The organism is Pseudomonas sp. 18058, from assembly GCF_902706155.1.
Lineage (GTDB): Bacteria > Pseudomonadota > Gammaproteobacteria > Pseudomonadales > Pseudomonadaceae > Aquipseudomonas > Aquipseudomonas rustica.
This window is the reverse complement of record NZ_CACSJY010000038.1, coordinates 12,679-32,754: the sequence shown is the minus strand read 5'-3', so window position 1 is coordinate 32,754 and position 20,076 is coordinate 12,679. Positions and strand designations below refer to the sequence as shown.

General features: G+C 60.9%; 19 protein-coding genes. 16 read left to right on the top strand and 3 right to left on the bottom strand.

Annotated elements, in window-relative coordinates:
• Window positions 1–103: 103 nt before the first annotated feature.
• The 8 genes from GVL50_RS19605 (at window position 104) to GVL50_RS19570 (ending at window position 7,511) form a co-directional block, all read left to right on the top strand.
• On the top strand, window positions 104–856 hold the full coding sequence (locus GVL50_RS19605) for a GntR family transcriptional regulator (RefSeq protein ID WP_159814806.1): 753 nt from the start codon (window positions 104–106) through the stop codon (window positions 854–856).
• On the top strand, window positions 853–2,583 hold the full coding sequence (locus GVL50_RS19600; RefSeq protein WP_122600338.1) for a fumarate reductase/succinate dehydrogenase flavoprotein subunit: 1,731 nt from the start codon (window positions 853–855) through the stop codon (window positions 2,581–2,583). Before GVL50_RS19605 ends, GVL50_RS19600 begins: the two co-directional genes overlap by 4 nt.
• A 26-nt stretch (window positions 2,584–2,609) precedes the next feature.
• The gene (locus GVL50_RS19595; RefSeq protein ID WP_003225615.1) at window positions 2,610–2,855 is read left to right on the top strand and encodes a ferredoxin family protein; all 246 of its coding nucleotides are present in this window, start codon (window positions 2,610–2,612) and stop codon (window positions 2,853–2,855) included.
• Between the two features lie 250 nt (window positions 2,856–3,105).
• Complete coding sequence (locus GVL50_RS19590) at window positions 3,106–4,509, top strand: ABC transporter substrate-binding protein (RefSeq protein WP_159814805.1); 1,404 nt, start codon at window positions 3,106–3,108, stop codon at window positions 4,507–4,509.
• Between the two features lie 137 nt (window positions 4,510–4,646).
• Window positions 4,647–5,429, top strand: a complete 783-nt coding sequence (locus tag GVL50_RS19585; RefSeq protein WP_159814804.1) for an ABC transporter permease — start codon at window positions 4,647–4,649, stop codon at window positions 5,427–5,429.
• Window positions 5,429–6,277, top strand: a complete 849-nt coding sequence (locus tag GVL50_RS19580) for an ABC transporter ATP-binding protein (RefSeq protein ID WP_159814803.1) — start codon at window positions 5,429–5,431, stop codon at window positions 6,275–6,277. The genes GVL50_RS19585 and GVL50_RS19580 overlap by 1 nt, the downstream gene beginning before the upstream one ends.
• Window positions 6,274–7,236, top strand: coding sequence for a HEAT repeat domain-containing protein (locus tag GVL50_RS19575; RefSeq protein ID WP_159814802.1), 963 nt, complete (start codon window positions 6,274–6,276; stop codon window positions 7,234–7,236). The genes GVL50_RS19580 and GVL50_RS19575 overlap by 4 nt, the downstream gene beginning before the upstream one ends.
• Entirely contained in the window at window positions 7,233–7,511 is a 279-nt protein-coding gene (locus tag GVL50_RS19570; protein ID WP_159814801.1) for a DUF971 domain-containing protein, read from the top strand. The genes GVL50_RS19575 and GVL50_RS19570 overlap by 4 nt, the downstream gene beginning before the upstream one ends.
• Window positions 7,512–7,632: 121 nt before the next feature.
• Here GVL50_RS19570 and GVL50_RS19565 read toward each other — a convergent pair whose 3' ends face one another.
• Entirely contained in the window at window positions 7,633–8,370 is a 738-nt protein-coding gene (locus GVL50_RS19565; RefSeq protein ID WP_159814800.1) for a TorF family putative porin, read from the bottom strand.
• A gap of 188 nt (window positions 8,371–8,558) precedes the next feature.
• Window positions 8,559–10,301 carry an amidohydrolase gene (locus GVL50_RS19560; protein ID WP_159814799.1) on the bottom strand — a complete coding sequence of 581 codons (1,743 nt, stop codon included), beginning with the start codon at window positions 10,299–10,301 and terminating at the stop codon, window positions 8,559–8,561.
• A 103-nt stretch (window positions 10,302–10,404) separates the two neighbouring features.
• Between GVL50_RS19560 and GVL50_RS19555 the strand changes: the two genes are divergently transcribed.
• From GVL50_RS19555 to GVL50_RS19520, 8 genes are all read left to right on the top strand, one after another.
• Window positions 10,405–11,322: a LysR family transcriptional regulator gene (locus GVL50_RS19555; protein ID WP_053120915.1), complete on the top strand. Its 918-nt coding sequence runs from the start codon at window positions 10,405–10,407 to the stop codon at window positions 11,320–11,322.
• Between the two features lie 159 nt (window positions 11,323–11,481).
• Window positions 11,482–12,099 (top strand): transcriptional repressor LexA, encoded by a 618-nt coding sequence (gene lexA, locus GVL50_RS19550; protein ID WP_159814798.1) that lies wholly within the window; start codon window positions 11,482–11,484, stop codon window positions 12,097–12,099.
• The gene (imuA, locus tag GVL50_RS19545; RefSeq protein ID WP_159814797.1) at window positions 12,099–12,716 is read left to right on the top strand and encodes a translesion DNA synthesis-associated protein ImuA; all 618 of its coding nucleotides are present in this window, start codon (window positions 12,099–12,101) and stop codon (window positions 12,714–12,716) included. The genes lexA and imuA overlap by 1 nt, the downstream gene beginning before the upstream one ends.
• 7 nt (window positions 12,717–12,723) lie before the next feature.
• Entirely contained in the window at window positions 12,724–14,139 is a 1,416-nt protein-coding gene (locus GVL50_RS19540; protein ID WP_159814796.1) for a DNA polymerase Y family protein, read from the top strand.
• Window positions 14,115–17,213: an error-prone DNA polymerase gene (locus tag GVL50_RS19535; RefSeq protein WP_218586045.1), complete on the top strand. Its 3,099-nt coding sequence runs from the start codon at window positions 14,115–14,117 to the stop codon at window positions 17,211–17,213. Before GVL50_RS19540 ends, GVL50_RS19535 begins: the two co-directional genes overlap by 25 nt.
• Before the next feature lie 259 nt (window positions 17,214–17,472).
• On the top strand, window positions 17,473–18,159 hold the full coding sequence (locus tag GVL50_RS19530) for a CsgG/HfaB family protein (RefSeq protein ID WP_172680119.1): 687 nt from the start codon (window positions 17,473–17,475) through the stop codon (window positions 18,157–18,159).
• Between the two features lie 32 nt (window positions 18,160–18,191).
• Entirely contained in the window at window positions 18,192–18,560 is a 369-nt protein-coding gene (locus tag GVL50_RS19525; RefSeq protein WP_053120904.1) for a DUF4810 domain-containing protein, read from the top strand.
• Entirely contained in the window at window positions 18,557–19,216 is a 660-nt protein-coding gene (locus tag GVL50_RS19520; protein ID WP_053120902.1) for a DUF799 domain-containing protein, read from the top strand. Before GVL50_RS19525 ends, GVL50_RS19520 begins: the two co-directional genes overlap by 4 nt.
• Window positions 19,217–19,408: 192 nt before the next feature.
• Here the strand turns inward: GVL50_RS19520 and GVL50_RS19515 are convergent, their stop codons facing one another.
• Entirely contained in the window at window positions 19,409–20,071 is a 663-nt protein-coding gene (locus tag GVL50_RS19515; protein WP_053120900.1) for a flavin reductase family protein, read from the bottom strand.
• Window positions 20,072–20,076: the final 5 nt, after the last annotated feature.

Genomic DNA, 20,076 nt, shown 5'->3' with positions numbered 1-20,076 from the left:
GATTTTCAACACCGAATCTAAGGTTATGCCCAAACAATATTTCTAACCTTGTCATAACAACTCTAAGATCACGTCATAACTCGTTATAACAAGTGATCCCGCGATGACCGATAACGTTCTCTTCCTCAGTAGCGTTCCTCTGCACACCCAATTACGCGACGTCCTCCGTGCGCGCATTCTCGACGGCGAATACCCGCAAGACAGCCAGATGCCCTCCGAAAGCGAACTCGGCGCGCTGTTCAAAGTCAGCCGCATCACCGTGCGCCAGGCCTTGGGCGATCTGCAAAAAGAAGGGCTGATCTTCAAGATCCACGGCAAAGGCACCTTCGTCGCCAAGCCGAAAACCTTTCAAAACGTCAGCAGCCTGCAAGGCCTCGCCGAGTCCATGACCGGGCGTGGTTACGAGGTGATCAACCGTCTGCGCAGCTTCAAATTCATCCCGGCCGACAAGCGCGTGGCCGAGCGTTTGCAGGTCGCCGAAGGCGAGATCGTCGCGCAGATCAAACGCGTGCGCCTGATCAATCGTGAGCCGATTTCGCTTGAAATCACCTACCTGCCCAAAGCCGTCGGCGAGCGGTTGGAGAAGGCTGATCTGGTCACCCGCGACATCTTTCTGATCCTCGAAAACGACTGCGGCATCGCCCTCGGTCACGCTGATCTGGCCATCGACGCTGTGCTCGCTGACAGCGACCTGACCCAGGCGCTCAACGTCGAAGCCGGTTCGCCAATCATGCGCATCGAACGTCTGACCCACGACGCACAGGGCCAGCCGCTGGACTTCGAACACCTTTACTACCGTGGCGATGCATTCCAGTACCGCCTGCGGATCGACCGGCAAAAAGGGGAGCAGGCATGACCCGCAACGTTCTCGAACAGGAATACGACATCGTCGTCATCGGCGGCGGCACCGCGGGCCCGATGGCCGCGATCAAGGCCAAGGAAAAGAACCGCGACCTGCGCGTGCTGCTGGTCGACAAGGCCAACGTCAAACGCAGCGGCGCGATCAGCATGGGCATGGACGGCCTGAACAACGCGATCATTCCCGGGCACTCGACGCCTGAGCAGTACACCAAGGAAATCACCATCGCCAATGACGGCATCGTCAATCAGGCCGCCGTTTACGCTTACGCGACGCACAGCTTCGAAACCATCGAACAGCTCGACCGTTGGGGCGTGAAGTTCGAGAAAGACGAAACCGGCGATTACGCAGTGAAAAAAGTCCACCACATGGGCGCCTACGTGCTGCCGATGCCGGAAGGGCACGACATCAAAAAAGTCCTCTATCGCCAGTTGAAACGTGCACGAGTGAGCATCACCAATCGCCTCGTGTGCACGCGGTTGCTGACCGACGAGGAGGGCACCGTCAACGGGGTGATGGGCTTCGACTGCCGCACCGCCGATTTCCACGTGATCAAAGCCAAAGCGGTGATCCTCGCCTGCGGCGCCGCCGGACGACTCGGCCTGCCATCGTCGGGCTACCTGATGGGCACCTACGAAAACCCGACCAATGCCGGCGACGGCTACGCGATGGCCTATCACGCCGGCGCCGAACTGGCCAACCTCGAGTGCTTCCAGATCAACCCGCTGATCAAGGACTACAACGGCCCGGCCTGCGCGTACGTCACCGGCCCGCTGGGCGGCTACACCGCCAACAACAAGGGCGAACGCTTCATCGAGTGCGACTACTGGAGCGGGCAGATGATGTGGGAATTCCACCAGGAACTGGAGAGCGGCAACGGCCCGGTGTTCCTCAAACTCGATCACCTGGCCGAAGAAACCATCCAGAACATCGAGGAAATCCTGCACAGCAACGAACGCCCGAGCCGTGGCCAGTTCCACGCCAATCGTGGCACCGACTACCGCACGCAAATGGTCGAAATGCACATCTCCGAAATCGGTTTTTGCAGCGGTCACTCGGCGTCCGGTGTATGGGTCAACGAACGCGCGGAAACCTCGGTGAAAGGCTTGTACTCGGCGGGTGACATGGCCGCTGTGCCGCATAACTACATGCTCGGCGCGTTCACCTACGGCTGGTTTGCCGGGCACAACGCCGCCGATTTTGTCGCCGGGCGCGAGTTTTCTGCGCTGGATGCCGAGCAGATCGAAAAGGAAAAAGCCCGGGTCTACGCACCGCTGGATCGCGAACATGGCCTTCCGCCGGCGCAGGTCGAGTACAAGCTGCGACGCTTCGTTAACGACTACCTGCAACCGCCGAAAGTGACCAAGAAAATGCAGATCGGCTTGCAACGCTTCAGCGACATCGAACGCGATCTCGAGCAGATGAAAGCCAACAACGCCCACGAACTGATGCGTGCGATGGAGACCAGCGTGATCCGCGACTGCGCCGAAATGGCCGCCCGCGCCTCGTTGTTCCGCGCCGAAAGCCGCTGGGGCCTGTACCACTATCGTGTCGATCACCCGCAACGCAACGACAGCGAGTGGTTCTGCCATTGCCACTTGAAGAAGGGCGATGACGGTCAGATGACCAGTTTCAAGAAAGCCGTCGAGCCTTACATCATCCCGCTCGATGCCGAGGAAATGCAGGCCTACGACCGTTTGCGGGTCGGCGCCTTTGCCGCTTGATGCACACCTGAAAGAGAGTCCGAACCATGGCCTATCAAGCTCAAGAAATCTTCTTCCGCTCCAACGCCCCCGTCACCGTCGATGAGGACAAATGCATCGCCGAAAAGGGCTGCACCGTGTGTGTGGATGTCTGCCCGATGGACTTGCTGGCGATCAATCCGGCGACGCAGAAGGCCTACATGGCGTTCGATGAATGTTGGTATTGCATGCCGTGCGAGAAGGATTGCCCGACGGGTGCCGTGAAAGTCGACATCCCCTATTTATTGCGTTGAAACGCAATCGAAATGTGGGAGGGGGCTTGCTCCCGAAGAGGCCGGCATGGCTGGCATCTCTGTTGACTGGAACACCGTTTTCGGGAGCAAGCCCCCTCCCACAAGGGGTCTCCCACATTTGGGATTTGTGGCAAACCATTAGCCATCCGGCAAACCCCGGACGCTGGATTCACCGAAAACCCCTCGTTTCCCACCGCGCCCTGATCGCGGCGGAGACGAACTCAAATAAATGATTCGAGGGGAAACAACCATGTTGCGTGCAGCAATCGCCGGTCTGGTACTGGCTTCGTTCACCGTGTCGGCCTCGGCTGAAACCATCCGCATCGCCATCGGCACCCAGGACACCACCATCAACTGCGCCGCCGGCGGGTTGTTGATTCGTGAACTCGGACTGCTCGACAAATACCTGCCCCACGACGGCGCCTACAAAGACGCCAAGTACGATGTGCAGTGGAAAAACTTCACCAGCGGCGCACCGCTGACCAACGAGATGGTCGCCGGCAAACTCGACTTCGGCGCCATGGCCGATTTCCCCGGTGCGTTCAACGGCGTGGCGTTTGAAACCGCCGGCAAGCACAGCCTGTTTATCAGCGTGCTGTCGGGCAGCATCAAGGGCAGCGGCAACGGCATTGTCGTGCCGAGCGCATCGGGTGTGCAGTCGCTGAGCGAGCTCAAGGGCAAGACCATTTCCGTGCCGTTCGCTTCCACCGCGCACGGCATGTTGCTGCGTGCCGTGGCGGCGCAGGGCTGGGATCCACTGAAAGATGTGAACATCATCGCCCAGCCGCCGGAAGTCGCCGGCTCCGCGTTGCAGGCCGGCAAGATCGACGCTCACGCCGATTTTGTGCCGTTCGCCGAACTGTTCCCGAGCCGTGGTTTCGCGCGCAAGATTTACGACGGTGCCCAGGCCAATGCGCCGACGTTCCATGGTGCGCTGGTGGATCAGGCGTATGCGAAGAAATACCCGGAAGTCGTCGTCGCTTATCTGCGCGCGAGCATCGAGGCCAATCAGTTGCTCGCGGCGGAGCCTGAGAAGTACAGCGAGATGATCGCCAAAGTCACCGGTGTCGATGCTGAGGTGAATTATCTGTTCCACGGCCCGCTCGGTGTACAGACTCGCGACCTGAGCTGGAAGCCGGAATATCGTCAGGCGGTGGGTACCGCGATCGACACGCTGAAGCTGCTGAAGAAGGCTGATCGCGGGCTCGATCTGAACAACTTCATTGACGATCAATATATTCGTGCGGCGTTCAAAGCGTCGGGTCTGGATTACACGGCGCAGCTGGCGGATTACGCGCAGACGCCGTTGAAGAGCACGGATGCGGTAACGGGAAAAGCAATCACTGACGTTAGCCATGTCGCCGAAATCTGGGTGCGCGGTGAGGACAAGGTGCGCCAATACGCCTCGGCGGAAGAGGCGTTTACTGCGCTGGCGGCGTTGAAGCAGGAAGGCAAGAGCGTTCGGGCGGTGTATGCACAGGCCAGTGATAGCGGGATCAAGTTGTTGGCTGAGCAGGCATGGTTTGCCAGTGACGCCAAGGGGCGCTTGAGCGCCTTCCTGCTCAAAGGCCAGGCTCAGCAATTCGCCTCGGCGCAGGGCGGCAAAGTCTTTGACTTCACCGATGCCACCACCCAAGCCGTTGCCATCCGCTAACCCGGTAAACACCTCGGTCAACTGTGGGAGCGGGCTTGCTCGCGAAGGCGTCTTGTCAGTCAGCACAGCTACATCTGACACACCGCTTTCGCGAGCAAGCCCGCTCCCACAGGGGATCTCGGTTGTGAGGAATTATTGTGTATCGACCTTACTTTCGCTGGGTTCCGAGGGCCGCATCACTGCTGCTCTGCCTGCTGTTCTGGCAACTCGCCGCCAGCCACCACTGGAACCTCGGCCTCGTCACCTTCGCCAACGTGCCGACACCCATCGCGGTGATCGAAGCCGCGCTGGGCCTCGGCGACTCCGGCAAGCTCCTGCAACACCTGACCGCCAGCCTCAGCCGCGTCTTCGCCGGCTACCTCGCAGCGCTCGTCATCGGCATCGCCCTGGGCCTCGCCATCGGCCGTTCAAAATGGGCCGAAGACCTGCTGCTGCCACCGCTGGAAGTCCTGCGCCCAATCCCCGCTGTCGCGTGGATTCCGTTGGCGATTCTGATGTTCCCGTCCTCCGAATTGTCGATGGTCTTCATCACCTTCACCGGCGCGTTGTTCCCGATCCTGCTGAACACCGTGCACGGCGTCGAAGGCGTCGACCCACGTTTGATTGCCTCAGCGAAAAGCCTCGGGGCAGGGCGCCGGGCGATCCTGCTGGAAGTGATCCTGCCCGGCGCTGCGCCAAGCATCATCACCGGTTTGGCGATCGGCATGGGCACTTCATGGTTCTGCCTCGTCACGGCGGAAATGATCTCCGGCCAGTTCGGCATCGGCTATTACACCTGGGAGTCCTACACCATTCAGAACTATGCCGACATCGTCGTCGGCATGCTCTTGATCGGGGTGTTGGGCATGGGCAGCAGTCTGCTGATCAAACGTCTGGGCGGCTTGTTCACGCCTTGGCATCGACCGCGAGGAAAAGCCTGATGAGCGTCATGCAAACCCCGGAAGGGCGGATCGACATTCGCCAATTGTCCATCGTCCTCGGCGAAGGTCGCGAAGCCTTTGAAGCGGTGCAAGGCCTCGATTGCCAGATCGAGCCCGGCCAGTTCGTGTGCATTCTCGGCCCGTCCGGTTGCGGCAAATCGACGTTGCTCGGCGCTTTGGCCGGGCATTTGAGCGCTCACGCCGGCAGCCTTAAAGTCGATGGCGGCGAAGTGTCTGGCCCATCACCGCAGCGCGGCATGGTGTTCCAGCATCACACGCTGTTCCCGTGGCGCACGGTGCGCGACAACGTCGCTTTCGGCCTGAAGATGCGCGGCATCGGCAAAGCTGAACGGCATCGCGCCGCCGACGACATTCTCAAACTGGTCGGCCTCGAAGGCTTCGCCGAACGCTGGCCCGACCAGCTCTCTGGCGGCATGCAGCAACGCGTGGAAATCGCCCGGGTGCTGGTCAATCGCCCGCGCCTGTTGCTGATGGACGAGCCGTTCGGCGCGCTGGATGCGCTGACCCGGTTGAACATGCAAGAGCTGCTGCTGGACATCTGGACACGCATCCGCACCACCGTGGTGTTCGTCACCCACGACATCGACGAGGCGCTATTTCTTGCCGACCGCTTGCTGGTGATGAGCGCGCGGCCGGGGCGCATCATCGAAGATCTGCGCCTCGACTTCGCCCGACCACGCACCAGCGAGCTGGTCACCAGCCCTGAATTCTCGCGCCTCAAACGCCACTGCCTCGACCTGCTGCGCCACGACGACGACCGACCGCTGCCGCGCCTCAACCCGCTCGGTCTGCCTCCCGAAAACCCTTTGCCGCGATTTGCCCTATGACCTCTATTTTTGCTGTGACCGATAACGATGACATCCTCGCCCTGCAACCGCGCCTGACCGCTGAAGACGCCGGGGTGCGGCGTATTGCCCTGATTGATCTGGCCGATCTTGAAGAGCCGGATGGCCTGCTCTGGCTGGTGGATCGCTTGGGGCAGGATCCCGCTGAAGAAGTCCGCGCTGAAGCCGCGCGATTGCTGGAGGCCTGGGAAGAAGAAGACGTCGTGCAAGCCTTGTGTGAGGCGCTGACTGATCCCGCGCCCTCGGTGCAATCCGCTGCCGCGCAGAGCCTGAGCTTGCTGAAAACGGAAGCGGCGGGGCGGGTGATTCTGCCGTGGACTGATCACGCTGATGTCAGCGTTCGTATTGCGGCGTTCCGTGCATTGCGTGAACTGCGATTCGCCGATGCCGCACCCGCTGCGGTCACTGCGCTGAACGATGCCGATGCCAGCGTGCGTCGTGAAGCGGTGGGCGTACTCGGCTGGCTCAAGCAACTCGACGCGTTACCGGCATTAGCAAGACTGGCCAGTGACGATCCCGACACCGAAGTTCGCCGCGCCGCCACGGGTGCATTGGGCCTCGCCTCCAGCGCTGAAGTCCTGCCAGCCCTGCGCCAGGCCTTGCAAGACAACGCCTGGCAAGTGCGCGAAGAAGCCGCGACCACGTTGGGCAAAGTCGGCCACATTGACGCGGGCTCAGCACTGGTTGACGCCTTGAGCGATGACTATTGGCAGGTACGTTTGCGTGCCACGCGCAGCCTCGGTCGCCTGCGTTTCGCTCCGGCGCTGGACGCATTGATCGAAACCCTCGGCCATCGCATCAGCAACCTGCGCAAAGAAGCCGCACTGGCCTTGGGTGAACTGAATGATCGCGGCGCCGTCGCCGCGTTGCAGGCCGCGCAGGATGACGGCGACCCGGAAGTGCGCAAAGCCGTGCGCATTGCCCTGAGTCAGCTGCAATGAACCCGTTGTCCGTCGGTAATTCACAAAGTGAACGAACGCTGCGCCTGAACTGGCCGGACGGCCGCGAACAGCAACTCAACCACGCCGAACTGCGCCGCCAGTGCCCCTGTTCGCAATGCCGCGCGTTTCGCCTGAAAGGCATGGTGCCGCTGGTAGATGAGCGCATTCGCCTGATCGAACTCAATCCCCAAGGCTACGGCGTGCAACTGATCTTCAGCGACGGCCACCAACGCGGCATCTACCCGTGGGCCTATCTGGCACAACTCAATTCCTGATCCGGCAACAATCCAAATGTGTGCGGGCTTGCTCGCGAAAGCGGTTTGTCAGCCAAGATTAATGTTGACTGACCCACCGCTTTCGCGAGCAAGCCCGCTCCCACAGGGGGATGATGTTTTGTCAGAAGGATTTGCTGACGCTCGCGACGACGGTCGCGGTGCAGACATCCTTGAAGCCCCAGTTGCTCAGGCATTGGCTCTGTGAGAGATCCGTGTCGATGTAGCTCAGGCCCAACACCACGCCGGCCAGATTGTGGGTGAGTTTCACCTCCCATTCGCGGTACGAGTCTTCAGCGCTGCCGGACGCCGAATACAAATGCGGATCCTTGAAATCCATATTGCCGTAACGCAGCTTCAACCCCGAGTCGTACGGCAGTTCAGTTTCATAACCGATGTAGGTGTACAGCGAGTTCTGCTTGCTATCGATCCCGGGCGCATCGTTGGAGTAATACGCCGCCAGTTTCACTCCGTACACGCCGAGAATCCCGTAGACCTCACCTTGGTTGAACTGGCTTTCCTTGGGGTAAGCGTACTTGATGTAGCCCAGATCGAGGCTGACCGCTTCGGTCGCCTGCCACAGCCAACCGGCGTAGTAATCGACTTCCTGACGGGTTTTCAGACCGCCGCCGAAATCGACGTTTGAACTCCAGGCACCGAGGTACAGACCGCTGCTGTGAGCGAGGGTCAGACCGGCCTGCACGGCAGGGGCATTCTGGGTTTGCGAGATGCCACGGGTGCGGTAGTCGCTGGCTAAAGTGAGATCCACCAACACAGCAAAGTCATCGTTCAAAGGGATCGCTTGGCTGCTCAAGGGCAGCGCGCTCAAGAAACTCAGGGCGAACAGAGGCAAGGCTTTCATGTGAAGTCCCGATGTTGTGATTATTGTTGGGGCAGTACGAAAATTGTGGGTGGGAATGCGATCCCTGCCACCCACACAAATCCTGTGGGAGCGGGCTTGCTCGCGAAAGCGGTGGTTCAGTCAATGAAGATGTTGAATAGACTGGCCTCTTCGCGAGCAAGCCCGCTCCCACAAGGGGAACAGTGTTGTTATTTTTCGGCGGTGTAGACCTGACGGCCGCCGAACCAGGTCTGCAACACCTGGGTGTCATGCAGGGCTTTGTTGTCGACGCTGAACACGTCGCGATCGAGGACGATAAAGTCCGCTTGCTTGCCCGGCGTCAGCGAGCCGATCTGTTTCTCCAGGCCAATCGTACGCGCCGCATTGACGGTGTAGGCGTAGAACATGGTGTCTCGATCCAGACGCTCATCAGCATTGAGCACGCCCAACGGGCCGACGCGGGTGATCGCCTGCGCCATGGCGTTGAACGGGTTCGGCGTCGACACCGGCCAGTCGCTCGCGCCGGCAATCGTCGCGCCCTGTTTCAGCAGCGAATGCGCCGGGTACTGATAGCGGAAGGCGAGGGCGCTGACGTAGGGCTTGATCATGTCGGTGGTGTAGTCGTCGGCGCTGGCCCACAGCAACTGCATCGAAGCGATGACGTTGAGCGGTTTGAAACGGGCGAACTCTTTCGGGTTGACCATTTGCAGGTGAGTGATCGAGTGAGTTACGCCGCTCTGGCGATCCTTGCGTGCCTGGGCGATGCCGTTCAGCGATTCACGTACCGCGCGGTCGCCGATGGCGTGGATGTGCACCAGCCAGCCACGTTGGTCGATGGCGCTGACCAGTTCGCCGAAGTGCTGCGGATCGATCAGCAGTTCGCCCTGTTTGTGCGAGTTGCTGTAAGGGTCGATCATCGCCGCGCTTTGCGCCGGGAATTCGATCACGCCATCGGCGAAGATTTTGATGCCAGGCAGGGTCAGGTTAGGAATGCCCTGAAATTGCTGGCGCACCTTGTCCAGCGTATTGAGGTCGGCGGGCACGCTTTTCGGATTGGCCACCAGCAGCGCCGCGACGTGCACGCTCATGTCGCCACTTTCCGATAGCGCTTTATAAGCCGGCAGCACGCCGACGGTTTTTTCGGTGGGTTTGAGCGCGAACACCGCTTCGCCCGGTGCGGCGTTGGCGGCCGGATCCATCCACGCGGTGATGCCGAGGCTGTTGTTGTAGCGCACCGCTGATTTCGCGGCCTTCAACATGTCGGCGGGGCTTGGCACCGGCATTTTCGAGGCGACCCGATCCCAACCGGCATCGACCACAAAACCGTTCGGCTCGCCGCTGGCCAATTTGCCGATGGTGTCTTTTTCCGCGTCGGGCAGGGTTTTCAGCAGGGCCGCGTCAATCCCGGCACGCTTGAGCATCACATTGTTGGCCCACGCCGTGTGGTGGTCGCTGCCGATAAATACCACTGGCACATCGGCCCATTCGCCGCTGTTGAAGGTTTTGCCCAAGGCCTCTGCCTGCGCCCAATAAACCGAACTCATGCCGGCAATGCTCAGCACGTCGCCGTGTTTCGCCTTGCCGTCTGCACGCCAGTCGCGCAGACGCTTTTGCAGTTCATCGAGGTCGACGACTTCGTCTTCCATGTTCGCCGAAGTCATTTCCAGTCCACCGAAAATCGCGTGTGAATGGCTGTCGATCAGGCCGGGCATCAGCGCTTTGCCCTTGAGGTCGATGACTTGGGTGCCGGGTTCGATCAGGGCTTTGATTTGCGCGTCGGTACCGACCTTCAGCACTTTACCGTTCTCTACGGCGAGGGCCTGCACCTTGGGTTGCGCGCGGTCGGCGGTGAAAATCTTGCCGTTGAGAAGGATCAGATCAGGGGCGGCCATGGCTTCCATCGAGGCAAAACTTACAGCGACTACCAACAGACTCGGGATGAATCTTTTCATTGAAGATTTCCTTGTTATTGCGTCTGATGGCGAGATTAGTGGCTGTCAGCGGCTGACAGAACGCCTCCCTCACGAAAAACGTTTTTGCCTGAATGGAAAAAGCATGGACAAGTTGGGCGCATTAAAGATGTTCGTGGTCACCGCGCAGCTCGGCAGTTTCAGCCGCGCCGCCGAGCAGTTGGGCAAGACGCCGTCGGCGCTGACCAAAGCGGTCAATCATCTGGAGTCGGAGCTGGGCGCGAGGCTGTTCGAGCGCAGCACGCGGCGGATTCTGCTCACCGAAATCGGCCGCGTGTACCTGGAAACCGCGCGACTGGTGTTGCAGCGACTCGACGAGGCCAGCGAGGAAATCGAGCAGTTACAGCACGGCTTGCGCGGCAGCCTGAAAATCACTGCGCCGCTGGCCTACGGGCGGGCGTTTCTCGATCAAGTGTGTGACGGCTTTTTGCAGCAATACCCGCAAATCAGCCTGCAGGTGGATCTGTGTGATGCATTCGTCAATTTGCTGGAAAGTGGTTATGACCTGGCGTTGCGCGAGGGGCACGATGATTTACCCGGGCTGATTGCGCGGGTGGTCGGCAGCAATCGTCTGGCGCTGTGCGGCAGCCCGGAGTATCTGGCGCGCAAGGGCTTGCCGGTAAATCCGCAGACCCTTGAACAGCATGAGTGGCTGCTTTATCAGCATCCGTTGCTTAGTCGCGAATTCTGGTGGGCCGAGCGTGACGGCCAGCGTTTGAGTCTGGCGCAACCCACGGCGCCGTTGTTGCGCAGCGATAATTACGATTTGTTGCTGGCCAGTGCGTTGGCCGGACGAGGATTGCTGCACACGCCGCTGTGGAGCGCCGCGCCGTATATCGCCGACGGGCGACTGGTGCGGGTCATGGCTGATTACGAAATCGATCCCGACACCTTTGGCCCGCACATTCTGGCGGTGTACCCGAGCCATCGGCGGGCCACGGCCAAGGTCGTTGCTTTCATTGATTACATCGCCGAATTCCTAGCCGAACGCGGCTTAAGCTGACTGATCGTTCCCACGCTCCGCGTGGGAATGCCTCTGGGGACGCTCTGCGTCCAGTGACGCGGAGCGTCACGGGCTGCATTCCCACGCGGAGCGTGGGAACGATCAACGTGGGGTGGGCCGACCTGCGGCGCTTGTCAGGAAAAAGCCAAAAGAGTACAAATGTACTCCATGACGAACCTCACTCCCCGCCGTACCGCCATCCTGACCTTTATCCGCGATCGAATCGCCGAACACGGTCAGCCCCCAAGCCTCGCTGAAATCAGCGAGGCTTTTGGTTTTGCCTCGCGCAGCGTGGCGCGTAAGCATGTGCTTGCGCTGACCGAAGCCGGTTTTATCGAGGTCAATCCGAATCAGGCCCGAGGCATTCGTTTGCTCGGTCAGCCGCGGCGCGCCGAACTGCTCGACATTCCTGTGCTCGGCCGCGTCGCTGCCGGTGCGCCGATTGGCGCCGATGCCGAGATCCATAGCCGTTTGATGCTCGACCCGGCGCTGTTCTCGCGCACGCCCGATTACATGCTGCGGGTGCAGGGCGATTCGATGATCGAGGACGGCATTCTCGACGGTGATCTGGTCGGTGTGCGACGTAATCCCGAAGCGCTTAACGGCCAGATTGTCGTGGCGCGCCTCGACGGTGAAGTCACCATCAAACGCTTCGAACGGGTTGGCGACGAAGTGCGCTTGTTGCCGCGCAACCCGGCGTATCGGCCGATTGTCGTGCGTGACGATCAGGATCTGGCCATCGAAGGGGTGTTCTGCGGTCTGGTGAGGCAAGGCTGATGGGCGCCGTCGTTGCGTTGGATACGCTGTTCAATGGCGGCCAGGTCTGGAAGGGCCGGCCTGCGCCACCGGCGGCCAGCCCGCAACCGACCGGACATGCAGCGCTGGACGCGGCACTGCCCAGCGGTGGCTGGCCGGAAGCGGCGTTGAGTGAAATCCTCTTGGCCGGCCCCGGTGTCGGCGAACTGCAACTGGTCTGGCCGACGCTGGCGCGATTGTCGGCGGCGGGTGAGCGCATTGTGCTGGTGGCGCCGCCGTTCGTGCCGTACCCGCAGGCATGGGAAAACGCCGGGGTCGATCTGCGCCAGTTGTCAGTGATTCAGGCCAGTGAGCGCGATGCCTTGTGGGCAGCCGAACAGTGTTTGCGTTCAGGCAGTTGCGGCGCGGTGCTGTGTTGGCCGCACAAGGCCGATGATCGTGCGTTGCGGCGCTTGCAAGTGGCGGCGGAAACCGGCCAGACCCTGGCCTTTGCCTGGCGACCGTTGAGCGAAGCGGTCAATCCGTCACCAGCGGCGTTGCGCATCGCCATCGACGCCAAACCCGCACAATTGCGCGTGCTCAAGTGCCGTGGCGGCTTGGCGCGTACGACGCCGATTGCCTTTGCTGTGGGTCATTGAGGTCACCATGCGCTGGGTCTGTATTCTTTTTCCGCAATTGGCCTTGGACGCGGTGCTGCGTCAGCGTCCTGATCCCGATGAGCCATTGGTGCTGCTCAGCGGGCCGGCTCAGCGGCGGGTGCTGCAAGCAGTCAACCCGGCCGCGCGCAAACTTGGTTTACGCTCCGGTCAGTCGATGACCGCCGCTCAGGCGATGAGCAAAGGTTTTGCCACCGCCGATTACGAGGCCGCCGAAGTCGAACACTGGCAGCAGTTTCTCGCGGCGTGGGCCTACGGTTTCAGCGCGCAGGTCAGCGTGCATTACCCGCGCACCGTGGTGTTCGAGATCGAGTCCAGCCTTGGTCTGTTTGGTTCCTGGGCGCAGTTAGAAGCGCGTTTGCGCAAGGAACTGACCGAGTTGGGTTTCCGCCATCGCATCGTCGCCGCCCCCAACCCGGTGGCCGCGCGAGTGCTGGCCAATGCTTACGACGGTTTAGTGGTGCCCGACGGCGAAGCTTTGCAGCATCACCTCGGCCAGTTGCCGGTTGACCGCGTCGGTCTGGAACCGGGCGTGGCCATGGCGTTGTCGCGCATGGGCCTGCGCAACCTCAGTCAGGTGCAGAGCCTGCCGCGTCAGGCGCTGGCCCGGCGTTTCGAAGCGCAGATGCTTAAACACCTCGACACCTTGTTCGGTGCACGACCACTGGCGCTGGAGTTTTACCTGCCGCCGGATCGTTTTGATGTACGCATCGAACTCAATTTCGACGTGCAGTCCCATCAGGCGTTGCTGTTCCCGTTGCGTCGTTTGACCGGTGATCTGTCGGCATTCCTCTGTGGCCGCGACAGCGGCGTGCAGCGTTTCGAACTGCATCTGGAACATGCCGGGCTGCCGGACACCGTAATCAAAGTCGGCCTGCTCAGCGCCGAACGTGATCCGGCAATGCTTTTCGAACTGGCCCGTGGGCGGCTGGAACAAGTGCAGGTCGAGGCGCCGGTGCGCGGCTTTCGTCTGCGCGCCGAAGATCTGCCGAGTTTCGTCCCGCAGTTTCAGGAGCTGTTCGATGACCGCCCGCAGCAGACGCTGCCGTGGGAGCAATTGCGCGAACGCCTGCGTGCGCGGTTGGGTGATGACGCGGTGCAGGGTTTGCGCTTTCAGGCTGATCATCGACCGGAGTGCGCCTGGCAGCACGGCGTCGATAAACAGCGCTGCGCCGCGTTGCCCAGCGTGCACCGGCCGGGCTGGTTGCTCGGTGAACCGCAGAGTGTGCCGCAAGGTTCGGCGCGGATTCTCATGGGCCCGGAACGCATCGAATCGGGCTGGTGGGACGGTGACGATGTACGCCGCGATTATTACCTGATCCAGAACCGCGCCGGTCAGCAAGGCTGGGCGTATCGCGCGGTGGGTGAGGGCGGGCCATTGTGGCTGCAAGGCTGGTTCGCATGAGTGACGGCTATGCCGAATTGCACTGCCTGTCGAACTTCAGTTTCCAGCGCGGTGCCTCCAGTGCCCTTGAGCTGTTTCAACGGGCAAAAAAACACGGCTATCAGGCGCTGGCGATCACCGATGAATGCACGCTGGCCGGGATCGTCCGGGCCTGGCAAGCGGCGAAATCGGTTGAGCTGCCGCTGATTATCGGCAGCGAAGTGCGCATCGAAAGCGGCCCGAAACTGGTGTTGCTGGTGGAGAGTCTCGCCGGTTATCAGGCGCTGTGCGGCTTGATCACTCGCGCCCGGCGGCGCACCCAGAAAGGTCAGTATCTGGTACTGCGCGAAGATTTCAGCGAGCCGCTGCCGGGGTTGCTGGTGTTGTGGGTGCCGGACTCGCTGGATGACGTGGAAGAGGGCCGCTGGCTGAAGCAGACGTTCGGCGAGCGCCTGTGGCTGGCGGTGCAATTGCATCGTGGCCAGGACGATCAACAGCGTCTGGCGAGGTTGTTGAGTCTGGCCGGCGAACTGCAGATTCCCGCCGTGGCCAGCGGTGATGTGCACATGCACGCCCGTGGTCGGCGCGCCCTGCAGGACACCATGACTGCGATTCGTCATCACGTGCCGGTGGCCGAGGCCGGGTTGCGCCTGCATCCCAATGGCGAGCGGCATTTGCGCAGTGTCGAGGTGTTGCGCGAACTGTATCCGCCAGCACTGCTGGAAGCGTCGGTGACTCTGGCCCGGCGCTGCACTTTCGATCTCGGCGAGTTGCGTTATCAGTACCCGAAAGAGTTGGTGCCGGAGGGGCACAGCGCCAGTTCCTGGTTGCGACAACTGACGAAACAGGGCATCGCCTGGCGTTGGAAGAAGGGCGCGCCCTTCAAGGTGTTGCGGCAGATCAACAAGGAATTGCAGCTGATCGCCGAGCTCGGCTACGAAAGTTACTTCCTCACTGTGCATGACGTGGTGCGCTTTGCCCGCGAGCAAAAAATCCTCTGTCAGGGGCGTGGCTCGGCGGCCAACTCGGCGGTATGTTTTGCCTTGGGCATCACCGAGATTAATCCGGATCACACCACGTTGCTGTTCGAGCGGTTCATGTCAAAAGAGCGCAACGAGCCGCCGGACATCGACGTCGACTTCGAGCACGAACGCCGCGAAGAAGTCCTGCAATACGTGTTTCGCCGTTATGGCCGTCATCGTGCGGCGCTGACGGCGGTGGTCAGCACCTATCACGCGGCCGGTGCCGTACGCGACGTGGCCAAGGCCTTGGGCCTGCCACCGGATCAGATCAACGCGCTGGCTGATTGTTGCGGCCACTGGAGCGACGAAACGCCACCGCTGGAGCGTTTGCTTGAGGGCGGCTTCGACCCTGACAGCCCGGTCCTACGGCGGGTATTGAGCCTGACCGGCCAATTGATCGGTTTCCCCCGGCACCTTTCACAACACCCCGGCGGGTTCGTGATTTCCGAGCAACCGCTGAGCATGCTGGTGCCGGTCGAAAATGCGGCGATGGCCGACCGCACGATCATTCAGTGGGACAAGGACGACCTCGACGCGGTCGGCCTGCTCAAAGTGGATATTCTTGCCCTCGGCATGCTCAGTGCGATTCGCCGCTGCTTTGACCTGCTGCGCCGGCATCGCAATCAGGATTTGAGCCTGGCGACGATTCCTTCCGAAGACAAACCGACTTACGAGATGATCAGCCGCGCCGACACCATCGGCGTGTTCCAGATCGAATCGCGGGCGCAGATGTCGATGCTGCCGCGCCTGAAACCGGCGACGTTCTACGATCTGGTGATCGAGGTCGCCATCGTCCGACCGGGGCCGATTCAGGGTGGCATGGTGCACCCGTACCTGCGCCGCCGGAACAAGGAAGAAGAGGAAACCTACCCGTCGCCGGAGCTCAAGGTCGTTCTGGAAAGAACCCTGGGCGTGCCGCTGTTTCAGGAACAGGTGATGCAGATCGCCATCGTCGCCGCCGATTACAGCCCCGGTGAGGCGGATCAGTTGCGCCGTTCGATGGCCGCGTGGAAACGTCACGGCGGACTCGAACCGCACAAGGAACGACTGGCCGCCGGCATGAAGAAAAACGGCTATACACCTGAGTTCGCTGCGCAGATCTTCGAGCAAATCAAAGGCTTCGGCAGCTACGGTTTTCCTGAGTCCCACGCCGCCAGTTTTGCCTTACTGACCTACGCCAGTTGCTGGCTCAAGTGCCACGAACCGGCGGCGTTCGCTTGTGCGCTGATCAACAGTTGGCCGATGGGTTTTTACAGCCCCGATCAAATCCTGCAAGACGCACGCCGGCATCATTTGCAGATTCGCCCGGTCGATGTGCGCGCCAGCGATTGGGATTGCAGTCTGGAACCGATTGCCGGGGCACAACCGGCGATCCGCATGGGTCTGCGCATGATCAAGGGTTTTCGCGAAGACGATGCCCGGCGCATTGAAGCTGCACGCTCGCGCGGAGTATTTGCCGACATCGCCGACCTCGGCGAACGGGCCGCGCTCGACAGTCGGGCGCAGGCGTTGTTGGCGGATTCCGGCGCGTTGCGCGGCCTGGCTGGGCACCGGCATCGGGCGCGCTGGGAAGTCGCCGGGGTGCAGAAACAACTGGGATTATTTGCCGGCTTGCCGAACCAGGAAGAGCCTGATGTAGTGCTGCCCAAGCCGAGTGTCGGTGAGGATTTGCACGCGGACTACACAACGATTGGCACCACGCTGGGCCCGCATCCACTGGCGCTGTTGCGCAGTGAATTGAAGGCACTGCGCTGCCGCAGTTCGCAGGAGTTGCTCGATGTCGAGCATGGCCGGCCGGTGAGCGTTGCCGGACTGGTCACCGGGCGGCAGCGACCGGGTACCGCCAGTGGCGTGACCTTCGTGACCCTCGAAGATGAGTTCGGCAACGTCAACGTGGTGGTCTGGCGCGACTTGGCTGAGCGTCAGCGGCAGGTGCTGGTCGGTTCGCAACTGCTCAAGGTGGATGGCCGCTGGGAGCGCCAAGGCGAAGTCCGCCATTTGATTGCTGGACGCTTGAGCGACCTCAGCCCACTGCTCAACGGCATCCGCGTGCAAAGCCGCGATTTCCACTAATACGCTGACCCCTTGTGGGAGCGGGCGTGCTCGCGAAAACGGTCTGTCATTCAAAAAATTTGGTGTCTGGTAAACCGCTTTCGCGAGCAAGCCCGCTCCCACAGTTGATTTTGTGTATGGCCAAATCAGCCATTTCGTTGGCGTCAAAAATATCTGTTCGCAATGATGGCACTTTGTCATAATGCCGCCCCTTTCAAGCTCCCACCCCACGTCGCCGTGCCGGGACACACCGTTTTTCAAGAAGGAATACTCAGTGAGAATGATCTCCCGGATGTTGGTCTCAGGCGTTGCCATTGCCGTGCTCGGCACGTTGGCCGGTACCCTTGCCGGTTGCGCCACCGAAAGCTCGCGCGCGTTGCCAGTGGCCAAGGTTGAAAGCGCCTCTCAAGTCTGGACTGGCGTTCGTGTGCCGATGGCCGTGGGCAAGTTCGACAACCGCTCCAGCTACATGCGCGGGATCTTCTCTGATGGCGTCGATCGTCTCGGCGGCCAGGCCAAAACCATACTGATCACCCACTTGCAGCAGACCAACCGCTTCAGCGTGCTGGATCGCGACAACATGGGCGAGATCCAGCAGGAAGCGGCGATCAAGGGCCAGGCCCAGCGCTTGAAGGGTGCTGATTACGTGGTCACCGGTGACGTTACCGAGTTCGGCCGCAAAGAGATTGGCGATCACCAGTTGTTCGGCATTCTTGGCCGTGGCAAAACCCAGATCGCGTACGCCAAGGTCAACCTGAACATCGTCAACATCAGCACTTCCGAAGTGGTGTATTCCACGCAAGGCGCCGGCGAGTACGCCTTGTCCAACCGCGAAATCGTTGGCTTCGGCGGCACCGCAGCTTACGACTCCACCCTCAACGGCAAAGTACTGGATCTGGCCATGCGCGAGGCGATCAATCGTCTGGTCGATGGCATGAATGCCGGTGCCTGGAAGCCGGGCAACTGATCGACGCCCATTCATTGCAAGGAGCAACACCCATGAATTCGACGTTGTCGCGCTCGCTGATGGCGCTGACGCTGGCCGCCAGTGCCTTGCTGGCCGGTTGTGCCGGCCCGAAAACCCTGTACCAGTGGGAAGACTACCAACCGCAGGTCTACGAATACTTCAAAGGCGAAGAGCCGAAAGAAGCGCAGGCCGAAGTGCTGGAACGTGACCTGCAAAAGATCCGCTCTACCGGCAAAGCCGTGCCGCCGGGTTACCACGCCCACCTTGGCTTGCTCTATTTGAGCATGGGCAAGGACGATCAGATGGTGCAGCAGTTCAACACCGAGAAAGCGCTGTTCCCCGAGTCCGGCCCGTACATGGATTTTCTGCTTAAAAACGCCAAGACCGGAGACGCCAAATGATCTCGCGTACCCTGAAGTTACTCGCCGCTGGTTTGGCCCTGACTGTACTCGGTGGCTGCGTAGCGCCAAAAACCGTGGACTATTCAGCGTACAAACAGGCACGCCCGAAGACCATTCTGGTGCTGCCGCCGCTGAACACCTCGCCGGATGTGAAGGCGTCGTACAGCTTGCTGTCGCAAGTGACGTTCCCTCTGGCCGAGGCTGGTTATTACGTGTTGCCGATCGCGCTGGTGGATGAAACTTTCCGCCAGAATGGCCTGACCACCCCGGACGATATCCATCAGGCACCGCCGAACAAACTGAAGGAAATCTTCGGTGCGGACGCGGCCCTGTATATCACCGTGACCGAGTACGGCACGCGTTATCTGGTGATCAGCAGTGAAACCGCCGTGACCGCGACGGCGAAACTGGTGGATCTGAAAAGCGGCACAACGCTGTGGACCGGTTCGGCGCGGGCGTCGAGCGAAGAGGGCGGCAACAACGGTGGCGGCGGTTTGATCGGCATGCTGATCACCGCAGCGGTGAAGCAGATCATCAACAGTTCGACCGATGCCGGTTACCCGATTGCCGGTGTGGCGAGCAATCGTCTGCTCTCGGCTGGTCAGCACGCAGGTCTGCTGTACGGCCCGCGTTCGCCGAAATACGGCACTGACTGAAAGATCAAAAGATCGCAGCCTGCGGCAGCTCCTACAGGGGGAATGCATTGATCTTTCCCACGCTCTGCGTGGGAACGCATCCCGTGACGCTCCGCGTCACAGTGGACGCAGAGCGTCCATGGCGGCATTCCCACGCGGAGCGTAGGAACGATCAGTAGGAGCTGCCGAAGGCTGCGATCTTTTGCTGTTGGTTTATTTGGCGGCTGGCCAAAACCGTTCGCCACCGCCCGGTGCTTCCGTCCACGCTTGCAACGAGCGAGTCGGCAGGTCGAAATAATCACGGGTGCGCGCATAACCATGGCCGCCCATACGCCCAATCGCATCCAGCCCCAATTGATCGATGTACAAGGTTTTCGGATCGATCAGCTCATCGCGCACATGCGCCATCAACACTTCACCGAAAATGATCTCCCGCGACTGACCGATGTTCAGCGCCATCATCCGCCGGCACTCCAGCGCCACCGGCGCCTCACCAATGCGTGGGCATTTCACCGTGGTACCGGGAATCGCCGTCAGGCCTGCCGCGGTCAACTCATCGAAACCCGGAGCAAACGGCACGGCACACACGTTCATGGCCTCCACCAACGCGTCGCTGACGATGTTCACGGTGAATTCCTGATTCAGCTGAATATTGCGCGTGGTGTCTTTCGGGCTCTGATCGCCATAGTTCTCCACGCCCAGCGCCAGAATCGGCGGATCCGCCGACAGTGCATTGAAGAAGCTGAACGGCGCGGCATTGATCCTGCCCTCGCCATCGATGGTGGTCACCAGCGCAATCGGCCGAGGCACGACGCTGCCAATGAGAATCTTGTATTTTTCCCGTGGGCTGAGCTGGCTGAAATCGAAACTGTGCATGGGCA